Origin of the sequence: Haloplanus sp. C73, from assembly GCF_051195115.1 — an archaeon.
Lineage (GTDB): Archaea > Halobacteriota > Halobacteria > Halobacteriales > Haloferacaceae > Haloplanus.
This window is the reverse complement of the sequence record NZ_JBNTJZ010000001.1, coordinates 666,575-689,547: the sequence shown is the minus strand read 5'-3', so window position 1 is coordinate 689,547 and position 22,973 is coordinate 666,575. Positions and strand designations below refer to the sequence as shown.

At 65.3% G+C, this 22,973-nt stretch carries 26 protein-coding genes; 10 read left to right on the top strand and 16 right to left on the bottom strand.

What is annotated here, in order from left to right:
- Positions 1-11 precede the first annotated feature (11 nt).
- From ACQUSQ_RS03680 to purH, 15 genes are all read right to left on the bottom strand, one after another.
- Positions 12-1,517 carry an NADH-quinone oxidoreductase subunit N gene (locus ACQUSQ_RS03680; RefSeq protein ID WP_435067142.1) on the bottom strand — a complete coding sequence of 502 codons (1,506 nt, stop codon included), beginning with the start codon at positions 1,515-1,517 and terminating at the stop codon, positions 12-14.
- Complete coding sequence (locus ACQUSQ_RS03675; RefSeq protein ID WP_435067141.1) at positions 1,517-3,046, bottom strand: complex I subunit 4 family protein; 1,530 nt, start codon at positions 3,044-3,046, stop codon at positions 1,517-1,519. The genes ACQUSQ_RS03680 and ACQUSQ_RS03675 overlap by 1 nt, the downstream gene beginning before the upstream one ends.
- Positions 3,043-5,055: an NADH-quinone oxidoreductase subunit L gene (gene nuoL / locus ACQUSQ_RS03670; protein WP_435067140.1), complete on the bottom strand. Its 2,013-nt coding sequence runs from the start codon at positions 5,053-5,055 to the stop codon at positions 3,043-3,045. Before nuoL ends, ACQUSQ_RS03675 begins: the two co-directional genes overlap by 4 nt.
- A 1-nt stretch (position 5,056) precedes the next feature.
- Positions 5,057-5,359, bottom strand: a complete 303-nt coding sequence (gene nuoK / locus ACQUSQ_RS03665) for an NADH-quinone oxidoreductase subunit NuoK (RefSeq protein ID WP_435067139.1) — start codon at positions 5,357-5,359, stop codon at positions 5,057-5,059.
- Positions 5,359-5,733: a proton-conducting membrane transporter gene (locus tag ACQUSQ_RS03660; protein WP_435067138.1), complete on the bottom strand. Its 375-nt coding sequence runs from the start codon at positions 5,731-5,733 to the stop codon at positions 5,359-5,361. Before ACQUSQ_RS03660 ends, nuoK begins: the two co-directional genes overlap by 1 nt.
- Positions 5,730-6,014 (bottom strand): NADH-quinone oxidoreductase subunit J, encoded by a 285-nt coding sequence (locus ACQUSQ_RS03655; protein ID WP_435067137.1) that lies wholly within the window; start codon positions 6,012-6,014, stop codon positions 5,730-5,732. The genes ACQUSQ_RS03660 and ACQUSQ_RS03655 overlap by 4 nt, the downstream gene beginning before the upstream one ends.
- 63 nt (positions 6,015-6,077) lie before the next feature.
- The gene (locus ACQUSQ_RS03650) at positions 6,078-6,539 is read right to left on the bottom strand and encodes a NuoI/complex I 23 kDa subunit family protein (protein ID WP_248896717.1); all 462 of its coding nucleotides are present in this window, start codon (positions 6,537-6,539) and stop codon (positions 6,078-6,080) included.
- On the bottom strand, positions 6,536-7,642 hold the full coding sequence (locus tag ACQUSQ_RS03645) for a complex I subunit 1/NuoH family protein (protein WP_435067136.1): 1,107 nt from the start codon (positions 7,640-7,642) through the stop codon (positions 6,536-6,538). The genes ACQUSQ_RS03650 and ACQUSQ_RS03645 overlap by 4 nt, the downstream gene beginning before the upstream one ends.
- Positions 7,642-9,306 (bottom strand): NADH-quinone oxidoreductase subunit D, encoded by a 1,665-nt coding sequence (locus tag ACQUSQ_RS03640; protein ID WP_435067135.1) that lies wholly within the window; start codon positions 9,304-9,306, stop codon positions 7,642-7,644. Before ACQUSQ_RS03640 ends, ACQUSQ_RS03645 begins: the two co-directional genes overlap by 1 nt.
- Positions 9,303-10,010: an NADH-quinone oxidoreductase subunit B gene (locus tag ACQUSQ_RS03635; RefSeq protein ID WP_435067134.1), complete on the bottom strand. Its 708-nt coding sequence runs from the start codon at positions 10,008-10,010 to the stop codon at positions 9,303-9,305. The genes ACQUSQ_RS03640 and ACQUSQ_RS03635 overlap by 4 nt, the downstream gene beginning before the upstream one ends.
- Entirely contained in the window at positions 10,007-10,420 is a 414-nt protein-coding gene (locus ACQUSQ_RS03630) for an NADH-quinone oxidoreductase subunit A (protein ID WP_435067133.1), read from the bottom strand. Before ACQUSQ_RS03630 ends, ACQUSQ_RS03635 begins: the two co-directional genes overlap by 4 nt.
- A 121-nt stretch (positions 10,421-10,541) precedes the next feature.
- On the bottom strand, positions 10,542-11,159 hold the full coding sequence (purE, locus tag ACQUSQ_RS03625; RefSeq protein WP_435067132.1) for a 5-(carboxyamino)imidazole ribonucleotide mutase: 618 nt from the start codon (positions 11,157-11,159) through the stop codon (positions 10,542-10,544).
- A complete protein-coding gene (locus ACQUSQ_RS03620) occupies positions 11,156-12,310 on the bottom strand; it encodes a 5-(carboxyamino)imidazole ribonucleotide synthase (protein ID WP_435067131.1) in 1,155 nt (384 codons plus the stop codon). The genes purE and ACQUSQ_RS03620 overlap by 4 nt, the downstream gene beginning before the upstream one ends.
- A gap of 81 nt (positions 12,311-12,391) precedes the next feature.
- Positions 12,392-13,840 (bottom strand): ATP-binding protein, encoded by a 1,449-nt coding sequence (locus tag ACQUSQ_RS03615; RefSeq protein WP_435067130.1) that lies wholly within the window; start codon positions 13,838-13,840, stop codon positions 12,392-12,394.
- A gap of 114 nt (positions 13,841-13,954) precedes the next feature.
- Positions 13,955-15,532, bottom strand: coding sequence for a bifunctional phosphoribosylaminoimidazolecarboxamide formyltransferase/IMP cyclohydrolase (purH, locus tag ACQUSQ_RS03610; protein ID WP_435067129.1), 1,578 nt, complete (start codon positions 15,530-15,532; stop codon positions 13,955-13,957).
- 96 nt (positions 15,533-15,628) lie between these two features.
- On the opposite strand from purH, the gene purB reads away from it, so the two are divergent.
- The 9 genes from purB (at position 15,629) to ACQUSQ_RS03565 (ending at position 21,566) form a co-directional block, all read left to right on the top strand.
- Positions 15,629-17,005 carry an adenylosuccinate lyase gene (purB, locus tag ACQUSQ_RS03605; RefSeq protein ID WP_435067128.1) on the top strand — a complete coding sequence of 459 codons (1,377 nt, stop codon included), beginning with the start codon at positions 15,629-15,631 and terminating at the stop codon, positions 17,003-17,005.
- A 51-nt stretch (positions 17,006-17,056) separates the two neighbouring features.
- The gene (locus tag ACQUSQ_RS03600; RefSeq protein ID WP_435067127.1) at positions 17,057-17,401 is read left to right on the top strand and encodes a glutaredoxin family protein; all 345 of its coding nucleotides are present in this window, start codon (positions 17,057-17,059) and stop codon (positions 17,399-17,401) included.
- A 173-nt stretch (positions 17,402-17,574) separates the two neighbouring features.
- Positions 17,575-18,138, top strand: a complete 564-nt coding sequence (locus ACQUSQ_RS03595; protein WP_435067126.1) for a DUF7110 family protein — start codon at positions 17,575-17,577, stop codon at positions 18,136-18,138.
- A 160-nt stretch (positions 18,139-18,298) separates the two neighbouring features.
- A complete protein-coding gene (locus ACQUSQ_RS03590; protein ID WP_435067125.1) occupies positions 18,299-18,631 on the top strand; it encodes a YbjQ family protein in 333 nt (110 codons plus the stop codon).
- A gap of 3 nt (positions 18,632-18,634) precedes the next feature.
- Positions 18,635-18,961 (top strand): hypothetical protein, encoded by a 327-nt coding sequence (locus tag ACQUSQ_RS03585; RefSeq protein WP_435067124.1) that lies wholly within the window; start codon positions 18,635-18,637, stop codon positions 18,959-18,961.
- Positions 18,962-19,021: 60 nt separating this feature from the next.
- The gene (locus tag ACQUSQ_RS03580; protein WP_435067123.1) at positions 19,022-19,432 is read left to right on the top strand and encodes a DUF5518 domain-containing protein; all 411 of its coding nucleotides are present in this window, start codon (positions 19,022-19,024) and stop codon (positions 19,430-19,432) included.
- Between the two features lie 104 nt (positions 19,433-19,536).
- Positions 19,537-19,716 (top strand): DUF5786 family protein, encoded by a 180-nt coding sequence (locus ACQUSQ_RS03575; protein ID WP_435067122.1) that lies wholly within the window; start codon positions 19,537-19,539, stop codon positions 19,714-19,716.
- 116 nt (positions 19,717-19,832) lie between these two features.
- Positions 19,833-20,801: a phosphoadenosine phosphosulfate reductase family protein gene (locus ACQUSQ_RS03570; protein WP_435067121.1), complete on the top strand. Its 969-nt coding sequence runs from the start codon at positions 19,833-19,835 to the stop codon at positions 20,799-20,801.
- A 57-nt stretch (positions 20,802-20,858) separates the two neighbouring features.
- The gene (locus ACQUSQ_RS03565; RefSeq protein WP_435067119.1) at positions 20,859-21,566 is read left to right on the top strand and encodes a diphthine--ammonia ligase; all 708 of its coding nucleotides are present in this window, start codon (positions 20,859-20,861) and stop codon (positions 21,564-21,566) included.
- Here ACQUSQ_RS03565 and ACQUSQ_RS03560 read toward each other — a convergent pair.
- On the bottom strand, positions 21,563-22,531 hold the full coding sequence (locus tag ACQUSQ_RS03560) for a sugar phosphate nucleotidyltransferase (RefSeq protein WP_435067118.1): 969 nt from the start codon (positions 22,529-22,531) through the stop codon (positions 21,563-21,565). The genes ACQUSQ_RS03565 and ACQUSQ_RS03560 overlap by 4 nt on opposite strands.
- An 88-nt stretch (positions 22,532-22,619) precedes the next feature.
- Here ACQUSQ_RS03560 and ACQUSQ_RS03555 point away from each other — a divergent pair, with 88 nt between their 5' ends.
- Complete coding sequence (locus tag ACQUSQ_RS03555; protein WP_435067117.1) at positions 22,620-22,901, top strand: transcriptional regulator; 282 nt, start codon at positions 22,620-22,622, stop codon at positions 22,899-22,901.
- Positions 22,902-22,973: the final 72 nt, after the last annotated feature.

Here is a 22,973-nt window from a genome sequence, read left to right as displayed (position 1 = left end):
ATGGAGTGGCGCTACGCGAACAGCGCCGTCGCGGCGCTCTGGGCCGTCTCGATGACCGGGCCGAAGGCCGGCAGGAGCAGGAGCGTCCCGACGGCGGCGACGAGGACGGCCGCGTAGATGCTGAGCGGCGTCGAACCCAAGTCGAGCGACGCCGAGGGCTCCTCTATCCACATCGCCTTCACGACGCGGGAGTAGTAGAACAGCGACAGCGCGCTGTTGATGGCGCCGATGGCAGCGAGCCACCAGAACCCACCCTGAATCGCGGAGTAGAACAGGGCGTACTTCGAGAGGAAGCCCCCGAAGGGCGGCAGGCCGGCCAGCGAGAACATGAAGACGGTCATCGCCACACAGGCGACCGGTGCCTGCGTCGCGAGTCCGTTGTAGTCCTCGAAGGTCCGTCCGACCTCCCAGTGTTCAACCATCGCGATGAACAGGAAGGCACCGGTGTTCATGAAGCCGTAGACGAGCAGATGCGCCATGCTCGCGCCCATCACGGACCCGTTGGGGCCGCCACTCGACAGGGCCGCGAGGCCGATGAGCGCGTAGCCCGCGTGCCCCACCGAGGAGTACGCGAGCATCCGCTTGACGTTCTCTTGGGTCGCCGCCGCGAAGTTGCCGAGTGTCATCGTGACGACGGCGAGGACGGCAAAGAGCAGCGGCCAGTCGATACCCATGGGCACGACGGAGTCGATGGGGAAGGCGACGGCGAACACGCGGAAGGCCACCGCGAACCCAGCCGCCTTCGATGCGGACGAGAGGAAGGCGCTGACGGGAGCGGGTGCGCCCTCGTACGCCTCCGGCGCCCAGAAGTGGAAGGGGACGGAGGCCGTCTTGAACGCGAAGCCGCCGGCAATCATCAGCACGCCCACGCCCGCGACGCCGACGAGGCTCTCTGCCGAGCCGATGGCGCTTGCCACCTCCGAGAGGCGGAGGGTCCCCGTGACGGCGTAGATGAGCGAGACGCCGAACGCGAACACCGCCGAGGAGACGGCGCCGACGAGGAAGTACTTCAGCCCCGCCTCGACGCTCCCGCGGTTGTGCTTGAGGTAGGCCACGAGCGCGTACGAGGGTAGGGACGCGAGTTCGAGACTGACGAACACCGTCACGAGCGACCCGGACGAGGCCATGAGGCTCATCCCAGTCGCCGCCAGTAGCATCAGCGAGTAGAGCTCTGCCTGATTGCTCCGGCCACGCAGGTAGTCGTAACTCGCGACCGACACCATGGCGGTGACGCTGGCGAAGATGACGGTGAAAAAGAGGCTCAGGCCGTCGACGATGACCGAGCCGCCGTAGAGTTCGATGGCACCGCCCGTCTGTCCGGTGCCGGCCAACAGGAACCAGCCGGCGACGGCCGCCGCGGCGACGCTGCCGAGCGTCGAGATGCCTGCGAGTAGGGCCGAGCGCGTCGAGTCGGGGTCGATGCTGTCGACGAGGAACAGGACGAGCGCCGTCAGCCCGAGCAGCAGCGTCGGTGCGACGGCGGTCCAAGTCGGCAGTTGAATCTGTAGTGGTGTCACTAGAGCTCACCTCCGAAGTCCAGCAGCGGCGTCACGGCGTCACGAATCATCCCGAAGAAGATGTCGGGCGCGACGCCGAGGACGATGATGGTCACGAGCAGGATGGCCAGCGGCACCGTCTCGTGGAGCGCCGCCGGACCAACCTCGTAGTCGGTTTCGAGGCGGAACGTCCCGAACAGCGTCCGCTGCATCGCAAAGAGCAGGTAGCCCGCGACGACGACGATGCCGAACATCGCGGCCGCCGTGAACAGGGGCATGGCCGCGGTGACCGTCGACGCGAAGGCGCCTTTGAAGATGAAGAACTCGCCTGCGAAGCCAGCCATCAGCGGCAGTCCCATGTAGCCGAACGCGCCGGCGATGAGGATGCCGACCGTGACGGGCATTCGGTCTGCCATGCCGGACATGTCGCCCACCATCCGCGTGTGGGTCGTGTTGTAGATGACGCCGACCGACATGAACATCAGCCCCGAGATGAGGCCGTGGGCAATCATCTGGAAGGTCGCCCCACCGACTCCGTAGGTCGTGTAGGCGATGAGTCCGAGGATGACGTAGCCCATCGAGGAGACGGAGGAGTAGGCGACGATGCGCTTGAGGTCCTGCTGAGCAAGCGCGAGCATCGCCCCGTAGATGACGCTGATGACGGCGATGAGTGCGATTGGCACCGCGAACTGGGTCGCCGTCTCCGGCAGCATCGTGAAGTTGAACCGGAGCAGTGCGTACGTCCCCATCTTCAGGAGGACGCCCGCCAGCATCACCGACACTGGCGACGGCGCCTCGACGTGGGCGTCGGGCAGCCACGTGTGGAAGGGGACGATGGGTACCTTCACCGCGAACCCGAGGAACATCGCCACGAAGGCGACGGCGCGAAGCGTCCCGGCGGAGATGCCGTGCAACCCGCCGAGTTCACCCGCTCGGAGCGCCCGCGCGATGGCCGGCATGTCGAGCGACGACACCGAGTCGCCCAGCCCGAACACCAGCGCGATGAAGCCGATGAACATCGCCAGCGACGCGATGTTCGTGTAGACGAAGAACTTGATGGCGGCGTACTTCCGCCGGGGGCCGCCCCACACGCCGATGAGGAAGTACATCGGCAGGAGGACGGCCTCCCAGAAGACGAACCAGACGAAGAAATCGAGCGCGGTGAACACGCCCAGCAGGTTCGCCTCCATGAACAGCATCAGGCCGTAGAACTGGGACTGACGGTCGTCGATGGGCGTCCACGCGCTGACGATAGCCAGCGTCGTGAGCACCGTCGTCAACACGACCAGCGGCAGGCCGATGCCGTCGACGCCGACGTGCCAGTTGAGCGTGTAGCCGCCCAGTTCCAGCCACGGTACCATCGTCTCGAACGCAATCGAGCCACCCGTGAGGGCGTTGCCCGACGCGTCGAATCGACTCCACATGTAGAGACTGCCCACGACGGGGAGCAGGCTCAGCGCCGCCGCGAGTCGGCCGGCGACCCGGTCGGGCGCCAGCAAGACGACCATCGAGGCGGCGAACGTGACGGCTATCAGCGCTTCAATAATCATGCGAACCACCCTCCAACCAGTCCGAAGACGACAAGCAACGCCGTCAACCCGAGGGTGAGAAGGACGGCGTAGTTAGTCACGACACCAGTCTGAATCCGACGGATGCGACTCCCTGCGAACAGGCTCACGCTGGAGACGCCGTTGACGACGCCGTCGACGACGCCTTGGTCGAACCGGTCGGCGACGCGAGCGACCGGCAGGACGAGCGACTGGGCAATCCAGACCTGATACTCGTCCTGATAGTAGTTGTTGTACCACAGCGTCTTGACCGCGCCGAGCTTTTCGGTGTGCTCGTCGGGGTCCGGGACGTTGTAGAGGACGTGTGCCGCGCCGGCGCCCGCGAGTGCGAGCGCGAGCGACACCGCGCCCGCGACGTACGACGCCACGTCAGCCGACGTGTAGTGCGCGTAGTCGTGGAGCAGTTCGCTGTAATGCTCCGAGGTGAGCGCCGAAATCTCGCCGTGGGCGAGCCAGTCGTGCAAGTATTCGAGATGAATCCCCGTCAGGTCCTGGACCGGCACCATGTTGACGAAGCCGACGGTGGCGGCGAGAATCCCGAGGACGACCAGCGGCCCCTTGACGTTCCAGCGCACGCCGTGTGGGTTCCGCGCAATCTCGCTTCGCGGCTCGCCGTGGAACGTCAGGAACACCATCCGGAAGGTGTAGAAGCCGGTGAAGAAGACGGCCACGAGGCCCATCGCGTAGCCCGCAAGCAGGAGCGGCGAGCCACCGAGGCCGTGGACGAGCGCCTCGTAGAGCACCTCGTCTTTCGACCAGAAGCCCGCGAAGGGGACGATGCCCGCGAGCGCGAGCGACCCCGAGAGGAACGTGTAGTAGGTGACGGGCATCCGGTCTTTCAGGCCGCCCATGTTCCACATGTCCTCGTCGTGGTGCATGGCGATGATGACCGAGCCGGCACCGAGGAAGAGCAGCGCCTTGAAGAAGGCGTGAGTCAGCAGGTGGAAGCTCGCGGCGACGTAGCCGCCAGCGCCCAGCCCCAGCATCATGTAGCCGTACTGCGAGATGGTGGAGTAGGCGAGCACCTGCTTGATTTCCCGTTTGACGACGCCCATCGTCGCGGCAAAGAGCGCCGTGAAGCCACCGACGAGCGCGATGATGCCGAGCGCCGTCGGCGACAGGGCGTAGAAGCCGTACATCCGTGCGACGAGATAGACGCCCGCGGCGACCATCGTCGCGGCGTGGATGAGCGCGGAGACGGGCGTCGGACCCTCCATCGCGTCGGGCAGCCACGTGTGCAGCGGGAACTGCGCGGACTTGCCGACGACGCCACCGAGGATGAGGAGGCCGACGATGGTGAACCACGTCTCGGGCGCGAAGCCGAAGGTGTTCACCCCAGCGGCGCCGCCGAGTGCCTCCTCGGCGAGTACCGGGAACGACCCCTCGCCCGCGAACTTCGCGGTGCCGAAGGTGGCGAAGACGGCGACGACGCCGACGAGGAAGAAGTAGTCCCCGAAGCGGGTGACGAGAAACGCCTTCTTCGCGGCGCTCGGCGGGCCGTCCTCGCGGAACCAGAAGCCAATCAGGAGATACGAGCAGAGCCCGACCAGTTCGAAGAACATGAACGCCATGAGCAGGTTGTCGGCGACGACGAACCCGAGCATGGAGGCGGTAAAGAGGCCGAGGCCGGCGTAGTACCGCGGTAGCCCCGTCTCGCCCTCGTCGTTCATGTAGCCGAGGCTGAAGACGTGAACCAGCAGCGCGACCAGCGAGACGATGAGCAGCATCATCGCCGCCAGCGGGTCGAGCAGGAGGCCGAAGGTGAGCGACGTCTCACCGCCCGCGACCCACGTGTACAGCGTCTCGTTGTAGGCGTTGCCGGCGCTGACGGTCAGGAAGACCCACGCCGAGAGGACGAGCGAGCCGGCGGTGGCAGCGATACCGCCGAACGCGCCGCCCTTTGGCAGGTACTTCCCGCCCGCGAGCGACACCACGAACGAGAGGAACGGGAGGAGGACGATGACGGGTGCGAAGTCGAATGCTCCGGCCATCTTACCACCTCATCTCCGCGGCTGTGGTCACGTCCACGTTGTCGAAGTTGCGATACAGGACGAGGATGATGCCGATGCCCACCGCGACTTCGGCGGCGGCAAGCGCCATCGTGAACAGGCTGAACGTCTGCCCGGTCACGTTACCCCAGTACGCCGAGAAGGCGACGAGGTTGATGTTGGCGGCGTTCAGCATCAGTTCGACCGACATCAGGAACAGCAGCGCGTTCCGCCGGGTCAGGATGCCGAACAGGCCGATGCAGAACATCGCCGCGGCCAGCAGGAGATACCACTGGACCGGCACCATCAGCGGTCACCTCCGTCGTCGTCCGCGTCGTCACGGAGACGGTCACGAATCTCGCGGCCACCGTCCGCCAGTAGCGCGACCGGACTCCCCGACTCCTCGCGTTTTGCGAGGAAGAGCGAGCCGTCGAGCGCGGCGTCCAGCGTAACCGCGATGGCGATGAACGCGACGAGCATCCCCTCACCCGGCACCGCGCCCATATCGAGGTTGAACATCGCGTAGCCGATGCTCGCGGTGATGGGCGCGTCGGGCGCAAAGCCCTGCGGGTCGCCGAACGAGGCGCTGAGGATGGCGGCGGCCATCACGACGAACAGCGCGACGGCCGCGAGTCCGGGGAGCAGATTCGCTCCGGTCCGGAGTTCCGGCTTCGTCGTCACGTCTCACGCACCTCCGTTGTCCCTGTCGATTCCGCTGCCGAGGTCGATTTCGTGAGCATCACGGCGAACGTGATGAGGATGAGCACCCCGCCCACGTAGACGAGAATCTGCATGGCGGCGAGAAACTCCGCCTGCAGCATCACGTAATGTACCGCGACGCTCAACAGGGCGCCGCCCAGGAGGAGTGCGGAGTGCCACACGTCCTCGACGAGGACGACGCCCAGGCTGCAGCCCAGTGTGACCAGGGCAAACAGCACGAACGCTATCGTTTCATACACCATTGCTTGAGTTTGCTTGAGGTATTCTTTTGAACGTTTCGAGACGGCGCAGTGCCGGCTCGGCCATCACTGGTAGTCGATTTCGCCGTCCCCCTCACCAATCCACGCGCTCCGGTCAGGGTTTCGCGATTCCAAGGGGTCGATGCCCTTGTACCACGGGACGTTTTTCAACTGCTCTTTGTTGTAGACGAAGTCGTCTTTGGTGTCGGCCGTGAACTCGAAGTTCTGCGTGAGGAGGATGGCGTCGACCGGACACACCTCCTCGCAGAGCCGGCAGTAGATACACTGGCCGATGTGGAGATTGTACTGTTCGCCGTTGCGCTGGTCGTCCTGAACGATTTGAATCGTGTCGTTCGGACAGACGTTCTCGCACTGTCGGCACCAGATACACCGCTCCTGACTGAACTTGTGGACGCCGCGGAACCGGGGGCTGACCTCCGGGGCCACGTCCGGGTATTCGACGGTGAACGTCTTACCGTCCAGTGCGTGTTTCATCGTCGTCGCCATGCCTTTGAGGATTCCAATCATTGCGCTATCACTCCCACGAGGATTGCCGTGAGGACGAGGTTGGCGAAGGAGAGCACGAGCATCCCCTTCCACCCGATTTCGATTAACTGGTCGATGCGCACGCGCGGGACCGCAGAGCGGGCCCACTGCGTGAACAGGAAGAACGCCCACATCTTGATGACCATCCAGACAAAGCCGGGCAGCACCGGCCCCGCCGGACCGCCGAGGAAGAGGACGGCGATGAGCGCGCCCCCGAGGAAGATGTGGATGAACTCGCCGAGGTAAAACAGCACGAAGTAGACGCTCGAATACTCCGTCTGGTACCCGGCGACGATTTCGGTCGGCGCCTCCGGAATGTCGAACGGGTTACGCCCGATTTCCGCGAGGTTCGCGACGACGAACAGGACGAACGCGAAGGGGTTGACGAAGGCGTACCAGCCGGGGATGGCGATACCCGCAATCGTCACGAGCGTCTCCGTCTGCGCCGCGACGATTTCGCTCGTCCGGAAGGTGCCGGCGAAGATGAGCACCGACGCCGCCGTGACGACGAGCGGAATCTCGTAGGCGAGATTCTGTGCAATCGAGCGGAGCGACCCCAGCACGGAGTACTTGTTGTTCGAGGCGTAGCCGGCCATCACGAGACCGAGCGACGCAATCGAGGCCGCCGCGAACGCGAAGACGATGCCCGTCTCGGGGTCGGCCAGTTGGAGGCCACTCCCCAGCGGGATGACCGCGAAGCCGAGCAGTGCCGAGAACGGCAGGATGATGGGCGCGAGGTCCCACGCCGGCCGGTCGACGCCCTCGGGCACGATAAGCTCCTTCGAGAGGAGCCGCACCGCGTCGGCGACGATGATGAGCAGGCCGAACGGCCCGACCCGGTTGACCGCGATGCGGTCGGTAAACGCCGCCGTAATCTTACGCTTGGCCCACGGCCCCGCCAGCGCCGTCATCCCCAGCATGATGTTGGCGATGAGGAAGGCGCCGATGAGGCCGCCGACGATGTCGCCGAGGGTGCCCGAGAGGCCGAGCGCGCCCGAGATGGTCTCGGGGAGCGTCGTCACCGGGCCGGAGGCGCTGGCGTTGGTCGGCGTTGCCGTCCCCGACTGCAGGACCACCGATTCCATTAGCGGTCCACCTCTCCGAGGACGATGTCGAGGCTACCGAGCGCCGCAACCAAGTCGGGGATGTACTCCCCGTTCGACATCTCCGGCAGCGTCTGGAGGTTGGAGAAACACGGGCTCCGAATCTTGAATCGGGCCGGCTTCTCGGTCCCGTCGGCGCGCACGTAGATGCCGAGTTCGCCCTTCGCACCCTCGACGGCACGGTACACTTCCGTATCGTCGTCGGGGCGAATCGTTCGCGGAACGTTCGACTGGATGGTGCGCTCGTCTTCCGGCCAGTCTTCGAGCAGGTCGACACACTGCTCGATGATTTTGGCCGACTCCTCCACCTCTCGCAGGCGGACGAGCAGGCGGCTGTAGTTGTCACAGCCGTCCTCGACGGGCACGTCCCAGTCGAGTTCGTCGTAGTAGCCGTAGGGGTCGTCACGGCGCAGGTCGTAGTCGATGCCCGACCCGCGGGCGACGGGGCCAGTCGCCCCGTAGCTCTTGGCGACTTCCGGCGGCAGGACGCCCGTATCGATGGTTCGGGCCTGCAGAATCTCGTTCGCCGAGATGAGGTCGTGGTACTCCTCCAGCGCCTCGGGCAGGTCGTCGAGGAAGTCCCGAATCATCTCGAAGAAGTCCTCGCGGGGTTCGGGCAGGTCCCAGACGACGCCCCCGAGTCGGAAGTAGTTGAACATCAGGCGCTGTCCGGTCAGTTCTTCGAGGATGCTCTGGGTCTTCTCGCGGTCCCGGACGGCGTACATGAAGATGGCCGTGAAGTCGCCGTAGACGTCGAGCGCGAAGGTACCGACCGCGAGCATGTGCGCCGCGATACGGCAGAGTTCGGCGCCCATCGTCCGGATGACCTGTGCGTACTCCGGCACCTCGATGTCCGCGAGGTCCTCCGCGACGCGGGCGTACGCCCACTCGTTGAGGAGGCCCGCCGAGATGTAGTCCCAGCGGTCCGGATACGGCATAATTTGGTAGCGATAGGTGCTCTGCTGGCAGATTTGTTCCTCGCACCGGTGGAGATAGCCGATATCGGACTCCACGTCGACCACCTGCTCGCCGTCGAGGACGGTCTTGAGGTGGAGCACGCCGTGTGTCGCCGGGTGGTGCGGGCCGATGTTCAGGAACATCGTGTCGCCCGAGTCGCTCTCGTGGTCCTCCTCCAGCGGGTTGGCGTGTTCGCGCAGGGGGACAATCTGGGGTCGGTCTTGGTCGTAGTCCTGCCCCAGCGGGTGCCCCTGCCACGTTTCGGGGAGGAGGATGCGCCGCATGTCCGGGTGGTCGTCGTACTCGATGCCGACGAGGTCGTACGCCTCGCGTTCGTGCCAGTCGGCGGTGCGGTAGACGGGTTCCGCGGACTGACTCACCGGGTCGTCGACCGGCGTCGGCACGACCACGCTCACCTCGTCCGTCGGGTCGTCGTACTTCTTGAGGTGGTAGATGGACTCGTAGCGGTCCTCGTACTCCTGTGCCGTGACACAGGAGAGGTGGTCGTAGCCCGCTTCGTCTCGCAGTCGGAAGAGGACGTCCTGTACCTCGTCCGGTCGGACGACGAAGCCCGGCGCGTTGAGATGGTCGTCCCGGTCGAGGACATAGTCTCCGAGGAGGTCCTCGATTTCCTCGGCGGTCGTCCGTGCCGACTCGACGGTGTCCGGCTCGGATTCTTCGAGGCTCATGGTGAATCTGCCCAGTTGTACCGCATGACGAGGTCGTCTTCGTCTATCTCTTCGGCCAGTTTGTCGACCACTTCGTCGCGTTCGAGGTCGCTGAACTGTTCGAGTTCGTAGGGCTTGACCGTCACCGGCGAACTCTCGCCGTTGGCGATGCGCTCCTGCAGTTTGGCGACGCCGTAGATGAGCGCCTCCGGGCGCGGCGGGCAGCCGGGGACGTGGATGTCGACCGGAATGACCTCCTCGGCCCCTTTCACGACGTTGTACCCCTCCTGGAACGGCCCGCCGGAGATGGTACACGACCCCATGCCGACGACGAACTTGGGTTCGGGCATCTGGTCGTAGACGCGCTTCATCCGCGGGGCGAACTTGGAGACGATGGTCCCCGGGACGATGATGACGTCTGCCTGTCGCGGCGAGGCGCGTGGGACGCCGGCCCCGAATCGGTCGAGGTCGTGTTTGACCGCGTACGTGTGCATCATCTCGATACTACAGCAGGCGATGCCGAACTGTAGCATGAACATCGAGGAGCCACGCACCCACTCCATGAATCGGTCGAACTTCGTGAGGATGAACGGCGACGAGCCGAACGCCTCGCGAAGCTTTGAGTTGAACCGGTTGTCGGTTCCCGACGCCCCGAGACGGGCGTCGCGTGTCTCGTTTCCTACCTTCCGTGTGTCGGTGACGAATCGTTCCTGTTCGCTACTCATGATTGACGTTCTGTTTTGCGGCGAGATGCACGCGGACTCTTGACCCACTCGACCGCGCCGTTTCGCCAGGCCCAGACGAGACCGACGACGAGAACCCCGATGAACACCAGCATCGGCACGAGGGTCTCTGTGAGCGTCGCCCCGTTCTCAAGCGCGGACCGATAGATGAGCGTCCACGGGAAGATGAGAACGGTTTCGACGTCGAAGACGACGAACAGCAGCGCGACCATGTAGTACTGGATGTTGAACTGGACGTGCGCCGTTCCCGTCGGGACCTCTCCACTCTCGTAGATGACGGTCTTTCCTTGTTCGGTGACGGTCGGTCGGAGGAGCGCGGACACCACCATCATCCCGATGGGGATGCCGACGCCGACCAATCCGAGCGCACCGATTGCTATCCACTGATTCATACCTTAGTTCCTGTCGTCTCGGCGGTTAGGAGCGCTACCCCATAAGCGTTGATTTATGCCGTTTCACGATATGAGCGGGTTTCGCGCCCGTATTCTGCCGATTTGTCGCGACTGACCCCACTCACTCGCGACGGTCGCGGAACCCGTCGATGCCGTGGTCGTGCAGCGATTTCGACACGTCCGCGACTCCCGCCCGCAGGGACTCGTGTTCCGCCTCGAGGCGGTCGACGAGTTCCGCGTGTTCGCGTCCGAGAATCTGGACGGCCGACAGCGCGGCGTTGTACGACTTGCCCGCGTCGACGGCGACGATGGGCGCACCTGTCGGCATCCCGATGACCGAATCCACCGACTTCTCCTGTACCGGCACGCCGATGACCGGGAGCGGGTACGCGATGGACGCCGTCATGTTCGGCAGGTCCGCGGATTTCCCGCCCGCGCCCGCGATGATGACGTCGAGGCCGCGGTCCGCCGCCGTCTCGCCGTACGCGTACATCAGGTCCGGCGTCCGGTGAGCCGAGACGACGTAGCTCTCGAAGGTGAAGCGGGCCTCGGGCGGGTCGTCGTAGTCCGTCTGCTCGGCGAAGCCGAGTTCGCGGAGGGCGTCGTACGCCCCTTCCATCACGTCGAGGTCGGAATCCGACCCCATGATGATGCCCACCTCGGGCGTCTCCTCGGTCGGTGTCGGGTCGTCGGCCTGTGCGTGCAGTTCGTGAATCAGGGTGTCGAGTCCGTCGCTCATTGGAAGGTGAGGCTGTCGCGCAGTTCGCGGAGCGATTCGAGCAGTTCGTCGACGTCCTCGCCCGTCGCCGTGATGTGACCCATCTTTCGGAGTGGGTACACCTGCTCTTTGCCGTACCAGTGGAGATGCGTGGCGTCGCGTTCGAGGATTCGCTCGATGCCGGCGAGGTCGGCCGGCTGTCGTTCGTCGACGGTGCCGAGGATGTTCGCGCTCACCGTCGGCGCCCGTTGCTGGGTCGACCCCAGCGGCCACCCCAGCACCGCGCGGGCGTGCTGTTCGAACTGCGAGGTGACCGCGCCCTCGATGCTCCAGTGCCCGGAGTTGTGGGGGCGTGGCGCGATTTCGTTCACCAGAATCTCGCTGTCGGGCGTCTCGAACAGTTCGATGCCGAACACGCCCCGGCCGTCGAGGACGTCGAGGACGTCCCGAGCCACGGTCTGGGCGCGGCCTTTCGTCGCCGTACTCGACCGCGCCGGGACGATGGTCTCGCGCAGAATCTCCTCCTCGTGGACGTTCTCGCCGACGGGGAAGGTTCGGACCTCGTCCTCGCCCTGTACGCCGATGACCGAGACTTCGCGCTCGAAGTCGACAAAGGCCTCCGCGATGGCGTCGGGGTCCTCGACCGAGCCGACCTCACGAATCGCGGCCTCGGCCTCCTCGACCGAGCGAACGGGAACGTTCCCGCGGCCGTCGTAGCCGCCGTGGCGCGCCTTCAGCATGACTTCGCCGAACTCCTCGACGGCGGCTTCGAGGTCCGCCACCGAGTCGACGCGGCGGTAGTCGGGGACGGGGATGTCCGCCGCCGAGAGCATCTCCTTCTCCGCGAACTTGTCCTGAATCGTCCGGAGCGTCTCGGGCGTCGGATGCACCGGCACGTCCGCCGCCTCGCTCGCGCTTGCGAGGTGGTCCGGGTCCGCGAGTTCGATTTCGTAGGTGAGTGCGTCGGTGCGTTCGGCCAGCCGACTGATTGCGTCGGGGTCGTCGAAGTCACCGACGATTTGGTCGCGCGCGACTGGCGCGGCCGGGCAGTCGGGCGTCGGGTCGAGTACGATTACCTCGACGCCGAGTGGGGCGGCCGCCTCGGCTATCATCCGGCCGAGTTGGCCGCCGCCGACGACGCCGAGCGTCGGTCCGGGGACGGTTATCGTCATACCCGGTGGTGGTGGCGAGTCGCGCTTAAACGTTGTTACAGCGGACTGCCGCCAGTCGTAGACTGCTTCGATTCGGGGAGTTCAGTCGACGAACTCGACGCCGGTTATCTCGAATCGCGCGCCGCCGGAGTCGGCGGTCCGAACGCGGACCTCCCAGCCGTGGGCGTCGACGATTTCGCTGACGATGGACAGCCCGAAGCCGGTTCCGGCGTGGAGCGTCGTGTAGCCGCTCTCGAAAATCTGGTCTTGCTTTTCGACCGGAATCCCCTCGCCGTCGTCTTCGACGTACACGCCGCTTCGGTCCGGGAGGATACCGGCCGTGATTCGGACCGACTCCGGGTTGTGCTCGACGGCATTTCGGAGCAGGTTCTCTATCGCCTCTTTCAGCCGGCCGGGGTCACACCGAATCCGGGCGGAGTCCACGACTTCGAGTGTCGCCTGTGTCGTCGCCACGTTGTTACTGCTCGCCTCGACGATATCGGCAAAGTCGACCGTGGTGAGTTCGTCGATGGTTTCGCCGGTCCGGGCGAGCGTCAACAGGTCTTCCAGCATGTCGTTCATCTGGGCGAGCGCTCGCGCGGCCGGTTCGAGGTGGTCGCTCTCACACTCCCGGCGAGCGATGCCGAGGTGCCCGTCCGCGACGTTCAACGGGTTTCGAAGGTCGTGTGCGACGGTCGAGGTGAACTGGTCCAGCGTCTCGTTTTTCCTCGCGAGGTCCTGTTCGCGGTTTTTGCGTTCCGTGATGTCGCGCGTGAAGCCGACGACGCGCTGGACCGTCCCGTCGTCCATGACGGGTTTGCAGTGTGACTCCACCCAGAGCTGGACGCCGGACGGGTGGTCGACTCGGAACTCGATTTGCTGGGCCGTTCCGGTCGAGGCCCGCTCCATCGCCAGTTGCACTCGGTCGCGGTCGTCGTCGTGGACCACGCCGAGAAACGCGCTCGGGTCGGCACGAAGCGTCTCGATAGAGTGGCCGAACAGCTCCTCGTACGCGTCGTTGGCGAACAGAAGCTCCTCCCAGTCGGCGGAGAACGTCCACAGGACGTCGTTCGACGTCGCCGCCAGTTCGTGCAGTCGCTCGTCCGCGCGGGCGGCCCGGCGCTCCATCCGGCGGCGCTCGACGTGAGAGATGATTTTCCGGGCGACGAGTTCGTGTTGACTGCCTATTGGCTCTCGAATGATGTAGTCGGTGACGCCTGCCGAGATGGCCTCGCTGGCGGCCACCTCGTCGCCCGTCTCGGTGAACATGATGAAAGGGAGGTCCTCGTCGAACTCCCGAACGTCTCGGAGTAGCTCCACCCCCGTCCGCCCCGGCATATGATAGTCGCTCAGCACGCAGTCGACGCCCTCGGTGCGGACCGTCTCGAACCCCTCGTCCGCCGACGTCGCCGTCAGCACGTTCAGTTGCTCGCGTTCGCGTTCGAGCCCTCTGACCAGTAGCTCCAGCAGGTCCGGGTCGTCGTTCACGTAGAGGACTGTGATTGGCTCGCCGTCGTCTTGCACCTGCGAGGGTACGACGACCGTACTCATATGTTTTCGCCGTCGGCTATCAGCGTCGATACTTCGTACGGGACGCGGACGTCAGTCGTGTCTGAAGCCGCGCAGGACTCGCTCCGCTCGCCCTGCTGGCTTCCGGCACTCCCGTTAGTCGTGCCGGAAACACCGCTTTCCGGTAAAGGCCATCGCCATATCGTGTTCGTCGGCGGCGGCGATGACGTCCTCGTCGTTGACGGAGCCACCGGGCTGGATGACGGCGTCGATGCCCGCCTCGGCCGCCTGTTCCACGCCGTCCGGGAACGGGAAGAAGGCGTCCGAGGCCATCACCGCACCCTCGGCGGACTTCCCGTCGGCGTGTTCCTCGGCTTTCATCGCCGCCAGTCGGACGGCGTCGACGCGGCTGACCTGTCCCATGCCGATGCCGACCGTCTCCGTCCCCGACGCGAACAGGATGGCGTTCGACTTGACGTGTTTGAGCGTCCGCCACGCGAACAGCATCGTCTCTATCTCCGCCTCGGTCGGGTCGCGTTCGGTGACGACGTCCAGGTCGTCGCGGGTCGGCACCCAGTCGTCTCGCTCCTGCACGAGTCGGCCGCCGGTCAGCGGCTTCTCGGTCAGCGTCGGGCGCTCGCCGTCGAACTCGCCGACGTCGAGGACGCGGAGGTTCTCCTTCTCGGTGAGGACGTCGAGCGCGCCCTCGGTGTAGCCGGGGGCGACGACGACTTCCTTGAACGATTCGACGATGGCCGCGGCCGTCTCCGCGTCGCAGGGGCGGTTGAGGGCGACGATGCCGCCGAACGCGCTCATCGCGTCCGTCGAGAGCGCGTCGGCGTACGCCTCGGCCAGCGTGTCGGCGGTTGCACACCCCGCCGGGTTGGTGTGTTTGATGACCGCCGCGGCGGGGTCCTCGAACTCTCGAATCAGTTCGAGCGCCGCGTCGGCGTCGTTGTAGTTGTTGTAGGAAAGCGACTTCGCGCCCGTATTCAACTGGTCGGCCTGCACGACGCTCGCGGTGTCGCTCGCGGCGTCGGCGTAGAGCGCGGCGTCCTGATGCGGGTTCTCGCCGTAGCGGAGCGTCCGGTTCCGGTCGTCGGAGACGACGCGCCGGGCGGGGAACTGCCCCGATTCGTCGCCGTCGACGGTGACGCCATCCTCGTCGACAGTCACGCGGTCCTCGGCGAACCAGCGGACGGCCCGCGGGTAGGCCTTGAACTCGGCTCGGTAGAGGACACGCTCTTTCAGGTCGGCTGGGTCGTCGTCCTCGTGGACCGGCACCGCCTCCTGCGTGACGATGGGGCCGGCGTCGAGTTCCTCGGTGGCGACGTGGACGGTACAGCCCGTGGTTCGGACGCCGGCGTCCAGCGCCTGTTCGTGGGCGTCCTCGCCGCGGAAGGCGGGGAGTAGCGAGGGGTGGACGTTGAGCGTCGTCGGCAGGGCGTCGAGGCAGTCGCCCGAGAGGACGCGCATGTAGCCGTCGAGACAGACGAGGTCGAACTCGTAGTCGTCGAGATGTGCGAGGACACGCTTCTCGTGGTCGGCGTGGGACTCGTCGTCACCGCGTTCGACCACTTCGGTCGGAATGCCGCGGTCGGCCGCCGCCGAGAGCGCCGGCGCCGACTCGTCGTCGGTGAGGACGACAGCCACCTCGGCGCCGCCCGGTGCCATGTCCGCGATGTGCATCAGATTCCGTCCGCGATTGCCGGCGAGACCCGCGATTCGGAGCATGGTCGTGGGAGGCTCGCGCGAGGGAAAAACAGTTCCGACTCCGCCGGCTCCGTCCCGACCGGCACGTTTTTGCGTCGCCCACGGAGACTGCGAACTATGACAGATTTGCCACGAAGCGACCCGCTCGCGGCGGTCTCGCCGCTCGACGGTCGCTACGCTCGGTACACCGAACCGCTGGTGCCCTACGCCAGCGAGTCGGCGCTCATGCGCGCTCGCGTCCGCGTCGAAGTCGAGTATCTGCTCGCGCTAGCCGACCTCGACGTGACGCCGGTCACCGTCGACGACCCCGACGCGCTCCGCGACTGTTACGAGTCGTTCGACGCCGAGGACGCCCGCCTCGTCAAGCGCCTCGAAACCGAGGGCGCCGAGGGCTATTCGGCCACGAATCACGACGTGAAGGCCGTGGAGTATTTCCTGCGAACCCGGACCGACGACGAACTCCACCCGTGGATTCACTTCGGCCTGACCAGCGAGGACGTGAACAACCTCGCGCACCGACTCCTGCTCAAACCCGCCGTGGAGGAGGTGCTTCTTCCTGCGCTTGCGGACGTGCGAGACGAACTGTCGTCGCTGGCGCGCGACTATCGCGACACGCCGATGCTCGCGCGCACCCACGGTCAGCCCGCGACGCCGACCACCTTCGGCAAGGAGATGGCCGTCGTCGCCGCGCGCCTCGGTCGGACGATGGGCCGGGTCCGCGAGGCGGCCGACGCCCTCTCGGGGAAACTCGCCGGCGCCTCGGGCACCTACGCCGCCCACCACGCCGCCTACCCCGACGTGGACTGGCCGGGGTTCGCCCGCGAGTTCGTGACCGGCCTCGGCCTCGACCACACGCCGCTCGCGACGCAGGTCAACCCCTGTGACGACGTGGCCGCGCTCTTCGACGCCCTCCGCGGCGTCAACAACGTCCTCCTCGATTTGGACCGGGACGCGTGGCTCTACGTCTCCGACCGCTATCTCGGCCAGCGGGCCGTCGAGGGCGAGACGGGGTCGTCGACGATGCCCCACAAGGTCAACCCCATCGACTTCGAGAACAGCGAGGGCAACCTCTCGAAGGCCAACTCCGACCTGACCTTCCTCGCCGACTACGTCACCACCTCCCGCCTCCAGCGCGACCTCTCGGACTCCACCGTCAAGCGGAACATGGGTGCGGCGCTCGGCCACTGTCTCATCGCTTACCGCAAGACCGAGGCCGGGCTGGAGAAAGTCGTGCCGAACGAGCAGGTGATGCGCGAGGAACTCGACGCGACGCCTGAAGTCATCGGCGAGGCGGTCCAGACCATCCTCCGCCGTGAGGGCGACACCGAGGCCTACGAGCGCGTGAAGGAACTCACGCGGGGCCAGCGCGTGACCCTCGACGACTTCCGAGCGCTGTTCGACGACCTCGCGGTCGACGAGTCGGTGCGCGAGGAGCTTCGGGCGCTGACGCCCGCGGGCTACACCGGTCGAGCGTCGGACCTCGCCTCGGAGTGAGCCGACGGTCGGTGCGCAACCCCTTTCAGGTGCCGTGTCCTACATAACGGTATGACGTTCCAACCCGGGAGCGACCTTGACGCCGATACTGTGCAGGAGCGAGTCGACACCGCAATCGAGGAGAACGACGTGGTGCTGTTCATGAAGGGCAACCGCCTCATGCCCCAGTGTGGCTACTCCCAGCGAGCGCTCGAACTCATCAGCCAGTACGTCGAGGACTTCGAGACGGTCGACGTGCTGCCGGCCGTCGACGAGTTCCGCGACGCGCTCGAAGCCCACAGCGGGTGGGAGACGACGCCCCAGACGTTCGTCGAGGGCGAGTTCATCGGCGGGAGCGACATCCTCGCCGAACTCGACGAGCGGGGCGAACTCGAAGCCAAACTCGCCGGCGAATGAGCCGACTGGTCGCGTGTCGCGCCCGGTCGTCGCCCGTGGCGAGTTATGACCGCCGAGACGCGACACCGACCACGACGTGTTCGCCGTCCAAGGAGAACAGCAGGTCATATAAACATACGCCCCCTACGAGAACGTAGACGGGCGCAGCGGTGCCACCTCGCCGAGAACAAACTATGTCAGGCCGCGTATATCGACTCCACTCGACGCTCGAACTGCCACTCGAAGACGTGCAGGACTACTTCGATGGGGACCCGGAGCTCCCACCCGAAATCGCCGACGTCAACCTCACCCGACGCAATAACACGCTCATCCTCAAGGCCGTCGCCGAGGACGAGGACCTGAGCAAGTACACGCCGACGGCGCAACTGAAAGCCAGCGTCACCGAGACGCGGGTGTACGAGGAAGAGCCACCCCGGGCCGGGGGCCCGTGGGAGGAAGAGGAAGAGGAGATTCCGTCCGAACTCGTCGAGTTCGCCTGCTTCAAGGGTGACCGCGAGACTGTCCTCCAGAACACCGCGCTCCAGTACCCCATGTTCCTCGTCCTCCGAGACATCGCTCGGATGGCGGAGAAAGGGACGCTTACCGCCATCGTCGAGGAGGACGACGAACTCGAAGCGACGCGTATCGTCGAGGGCGAAGACCGACCCGCGTCGGTCGAAGTCGTCGAGAACCCCAGCCAGTCACAGGCCGAGAAAAACGGCGTCAACTGGCGGGACAATCAGTTCATTTCGGATTAACGCCCGACGCGGTCGGATTCTCGTGGGGCGTTCGGCGCCCCGAGTCGACGGCACGACCACGGTAGACGCTCGCTTTTGCGGCCGCTCGCCGAACGGATGAGTCCCCGGCGCGGACAGAACGCTGACAAATTTTATATGTTCGATGTCGTAGGTGTATATTATGTCGCGGCGACGCCGACCGACCATATCGACCCGTGAATCGATAGCTGGGGAGGAGATTCAATCGGAAATCGGGGTCGTGATGGGCAACACCGTCCGGGCGAGAAACGTGGGACAGGACATGAAGGCGTCCCTCCAGAACATTCGGGGCGGCGAACTCGACGGGTACTCCGAACTGCTCACGGATGCTCGAAACGAGGCGCTGGACCGCATGGAGGAGACGGCTATGGAGGCCGATGCAGACGCCATCGTGAATTTGGATTTCCAGATAACCGAAGTGACCGACGGGGTGACCGAGGTGCTCGCCTACGGGACGGCCGTGAGTCTCGAATAGACGATGGCTCACTTCACCGTAACGGGCGTCGTCGGGGCCGTCGTCGGCAGCGTCTTCGGTCTGGCAATGGGTGCGATGATGGGCGTCGGGGGTGGGATGGCGACGATTGTCGACATCGTGTCGCCGGCTATCGCCGGCGCAGCGACTGCCGCCCCGCTCGGCGTGACGTCGGGTGTCTCCGGCGGGGTAATCGGAGGACTCGTCGGGGTGGCGTTCGCGCTCTTTCCGCTGGGCTGGCTGTTTATTGGAACGCCGCTCTCGGCCCTCGTCGCGTCAGTTCTGACGGCGGCTGCGATTTCGAGTGGCGTCTCGATACTTTTCCCGCACTAGTAAACGGCAGGAAATCGGGCAAACGTTTATTTGTAATATCGATACATAGACATGTAAGTCATGGACTCAGACCTCGAGGGGGAGACGCTCAAGAACGCAAGTATCGGGGTGCTCGTATCGTCGTTGCTGTACTTCGTCCCGGGGATAAACACCATCGGGCCAGTCTTCGGTGGGGCAGTCGCCGGCTATCTCCAACAGGAGGGCGTCACTGGCGGCCTCAAGGCGGGCGGGGCGAAGGGCGGGTTGATGATAATTCCCGCCATACCTATCTCGATTATCGCCGGTGCGCTTCTGGCGGACGTGCCCGTAATCGGGGGGTTGTTGGCGGGGTCGGCGATTATCGTGGCAATCGTTATCGTCGGCCACTCGCTACTGCTCGGCTTGGGCGGTGGGCTCATCGGTGGCGGTCTCCACTCGTTTTTCAGCGGTGGCGACCAGTCGAGCAGCGATTCGAGCGGAGAGATTCGGTGAGTTCGCCCGCGTCGACGGCGTCGAGTGTCGACGGTTGGCACCAAACGGGCGCCGCATCAACCACACACCGGACCCTTTAATTCGGTGGCTGCGAAGGATAGGGTATGGGCTTTGGGAGCTACGATGAATCCGAACAGAAGAACCAAGAGGTAGACGCAGACGACAGCGAGGGCGTCAGCGTCCGCGAGAACGACCACGATGGCTCCGTCTCCTTCGAAACCGACGCATCGACCGACGACTTGGTCGACCGCCTCGGCGAGATGAAAGACGACGACGAAGAGTAGGTCGCCGTGCCGGTTTTTCGTGCTTTCATCGGCTTCTAGCGACTCGCTCGGTGTGAACACACCCCGGACGCATGTCAAAAAACACTTTACCGTCGGTAATTACATGTCATTATACGATGAGCGAGTTCCCAGACTACCTCGACGTCGACTACACGGACGGCGAGGGCGAGTCGCCGGACGACTATCCGACGCTCGAAGACAAAATCGAGAAGGCCATCGACGTGACGCGAATCGGCCTCGAACAGTACGAGAACCCGGCCGTGATGTGGACGGGTGGCAAGGACTCGACGCTCACCCTCTACTTCATCAAGGAGGTTGCCGAGAAGTTCGACCTCGAAACGCCGCCGGCGGTCTTCATCGACCACTACCAGCACTTCGACGCCATCCACGACTTCGTCGACCACTGGGCCGAGAAGTGGGACCTCGACGTCATCTACGCCCGCAACGAGGACGTGGGCGAGTACGTCGAGGCAAACGGCCTCACTCCCGGTGACGAGATTCCGGTTTCGGAGCTCTCCGAGCACAACCAGCACCACGTCCGCAACATCCTCGAATACGAGGACGACACCTTCCCGTTCCTGCTCGACACCTACGTCGGCAACCACCTGCTGAAGACCGTCGCGCTCAACGACGCCCTCGAGGAGTACGGCATCGACGGCGTCATCTCCGGCGTCCGCTGGGACGAACAGGAGGCCCGCGCCGACGAGACGTTCTTCAGCCCGCGTCACGACCCCGACATCTACCCGCCCCACGACCGCATTCAGCCGATTCTCCAGTTCGCCGAGCGCGACGTCTGGGACGTCTTCTGGAACTACGTCGTCCCCGACACCGTCGAGGGCTTCCCGGACGAGGGCTACGTCCCCCAGAGCGCCGACGACCTGCCCAACGGCCTCACGCAGGACGACATCCCGGTCAGTCCGAAGTACTTCGCCGGCTTCCGCTCGCTCGGGAGCGAGGTCAGCACCGAGAAATCCGACGAAGAGCCCGCGTGGCTCCAAGACATCGAGAACACGACCGAGCGCGCCGGCCGTGCCCAGGACAAGGAGGACCTGATGGAGCGCCTCCGCGACTTGGGCTACATGTAGGCGCCTCCCGCACCGCAAACCGCAGTTCCTAACCCCCTTCTTCGCGTACACTCGCCAATGACAGAGCAGTGGGCGAGTCTCTTCTCCGGCGGCAAGGACTCCTCGTGGGCGCTGTACCGCGCGCTCGAAGACGGCCTGAACGTGACGAAACTGGTGACGGTCCACCCCGGCGAGGACTCTTACATGTACCACGTCCCCGCGACGGACCTCGCGGCGCTCGCCGCCGAGAGCATCGGCATCGACCTACTGGAAATCGACCCCGACGACTTCGGCGCGGCGGCGGCAACCGATTCGGGCGCGCAGGGCGACGCCGAACTCGAACCGCTGGAGGCGGCGCTCGGCGAGTTGGTCGAGCAGGGACTCACCGGCGTCACCGCCGGCGCCATCGAGAGCGAGTTCCAGACCAGCCGTATCGAAGGAATGTGTGACCGACTCGGTATCGACCTGTATGCCCCCCTGTGGCAGCGCGACCCAGTCGCCCTCGCCGAAGACATGCTCGACGCCGGCTTCGAGATTCGCATCATCCAAGTCGCCGCCGGCGGCCTCGACGAGTCGTGGCTGGGGCGGCGTCTCGACAGGGACGCGCTCGCTAAGCTACTCGAACTCAACGAGCGCTACGGCGTCCACCCGCTCGGCGAGGGCGGGGAGTTCGAGACGCTCGTGACCGACGGCCCGCACATGTCCCGTCCCATCGAACTGACGTGGGAGCGAGTGTGGGAGGGAACGCGAGGTCACCTCGACATCACCGACGCGCGACTGGCTTAGCCGCCGTTCGTCATCGTCGAGTGGGCGCCGATGAGCGCGTCCGCGAGGTCGAGGTTCTCGACGCGCGTCTCCTCGTCGATGATAGAGCGGCGCACGTCCGCGTCGCGGATGGTCGCGTTCGGAAAGACGACGGTACCTTCGAGCGTCGAATTCACTACCTCCGCGCCCGCCATCACGTGGACGTTCTCCCGAAGGTCGCTGTTTTCGATGGTCGCGTCCGGATGGACGCGCACGTCGCCGTCGAGATGCCACGCCACCGCATCGAGATAGCTCTCCGGGGTCCCGATGTCGAACCACGCGCCGTCGAAGGTGAAGGCGTGGACCGGGCGTCGCGACTGTATCCACTGGATGAACCACCCCGGTTCGTCGGGGTTCTCGCCCGCGTCGAGATACTCCTCGAACAGCGAGAGCGTCTCCGCGGGGAACGCGTAGCAGGCAATCGAGACGAGCGTGCTCTTGGGGTCGTCGGGCTTCTCCTGAAAGTCGACGACGCGGTCGCCGTCGAGGTCGACCAGTCCGTACGAGCGCGCACGCTCTTTCGAGCCCACGTCGTACGCGGCGAGCGCGGGGGTGCCCTTGGCTTCGAAGAAGTCGACGAACTCGGAGACGTCGAAGCTGATGAGGTTGTCGCCGGCGACGACGACGAGGTCTTCGGTGACGTTCTCGCGGTCGATGAGTTGGGCGAGTGCGCCGACGACGCCGAACTTCTCGTCCTCGCCCGTCGTGTCTTCGACGGACAGTGTCGGTTTCTCGAACCCGCTATCGTCGAGATAGGACGCGAACTCGTCAGCGAAGCGCTCGTTCGTGCTGACGTAAACTTCCGAGATGCGGTCGTCGGCTTCGAGGTCCTCGAAAACGGTGTCGATGACCGTCGAATCCCCGACCGGGAGGAACATCTTGGGCCGATGTTTGGTAATCGGCCAGAGGCGGGTCGCGTATCCTCCCGCCAGGACGATAGCCTTCATGCTCGTCCCGACCACCCACAGCGACAAGTTCTTTTTGTATCCTGCGTCGGGTGGCAAGCGATTTGTCCCCGCCACCGCAACGACCGCCATGGAGTCGACGACACGAGAACGAATCGCGGCGGCGATTCGCGAGGCGCCGGCGACGGCGAGCGAACTCTCCACCCGCGTCGGCACGGCCCGCACCGCCGTCTACGACCACCTGCGACACGTCGCCCAGTCTATCGACGACGACGAGGAATTTCTCGTCTCGCCGCCCACCTGTCGCGACTGCGGCTTCGACGGCTTCGACGACCCGATAAACGACCCCTCGACCTGCCCCGAGTGCCGGAGCGAGAGCATCGACGAACCCGCGTTTCTCATCGAGGACTGACCGGCGCCTACCCGTCGAGGTGGCAGGCGCGCTCTCTGACGGACCCGAACGCACCGTAGAGTTCGTCGGCGG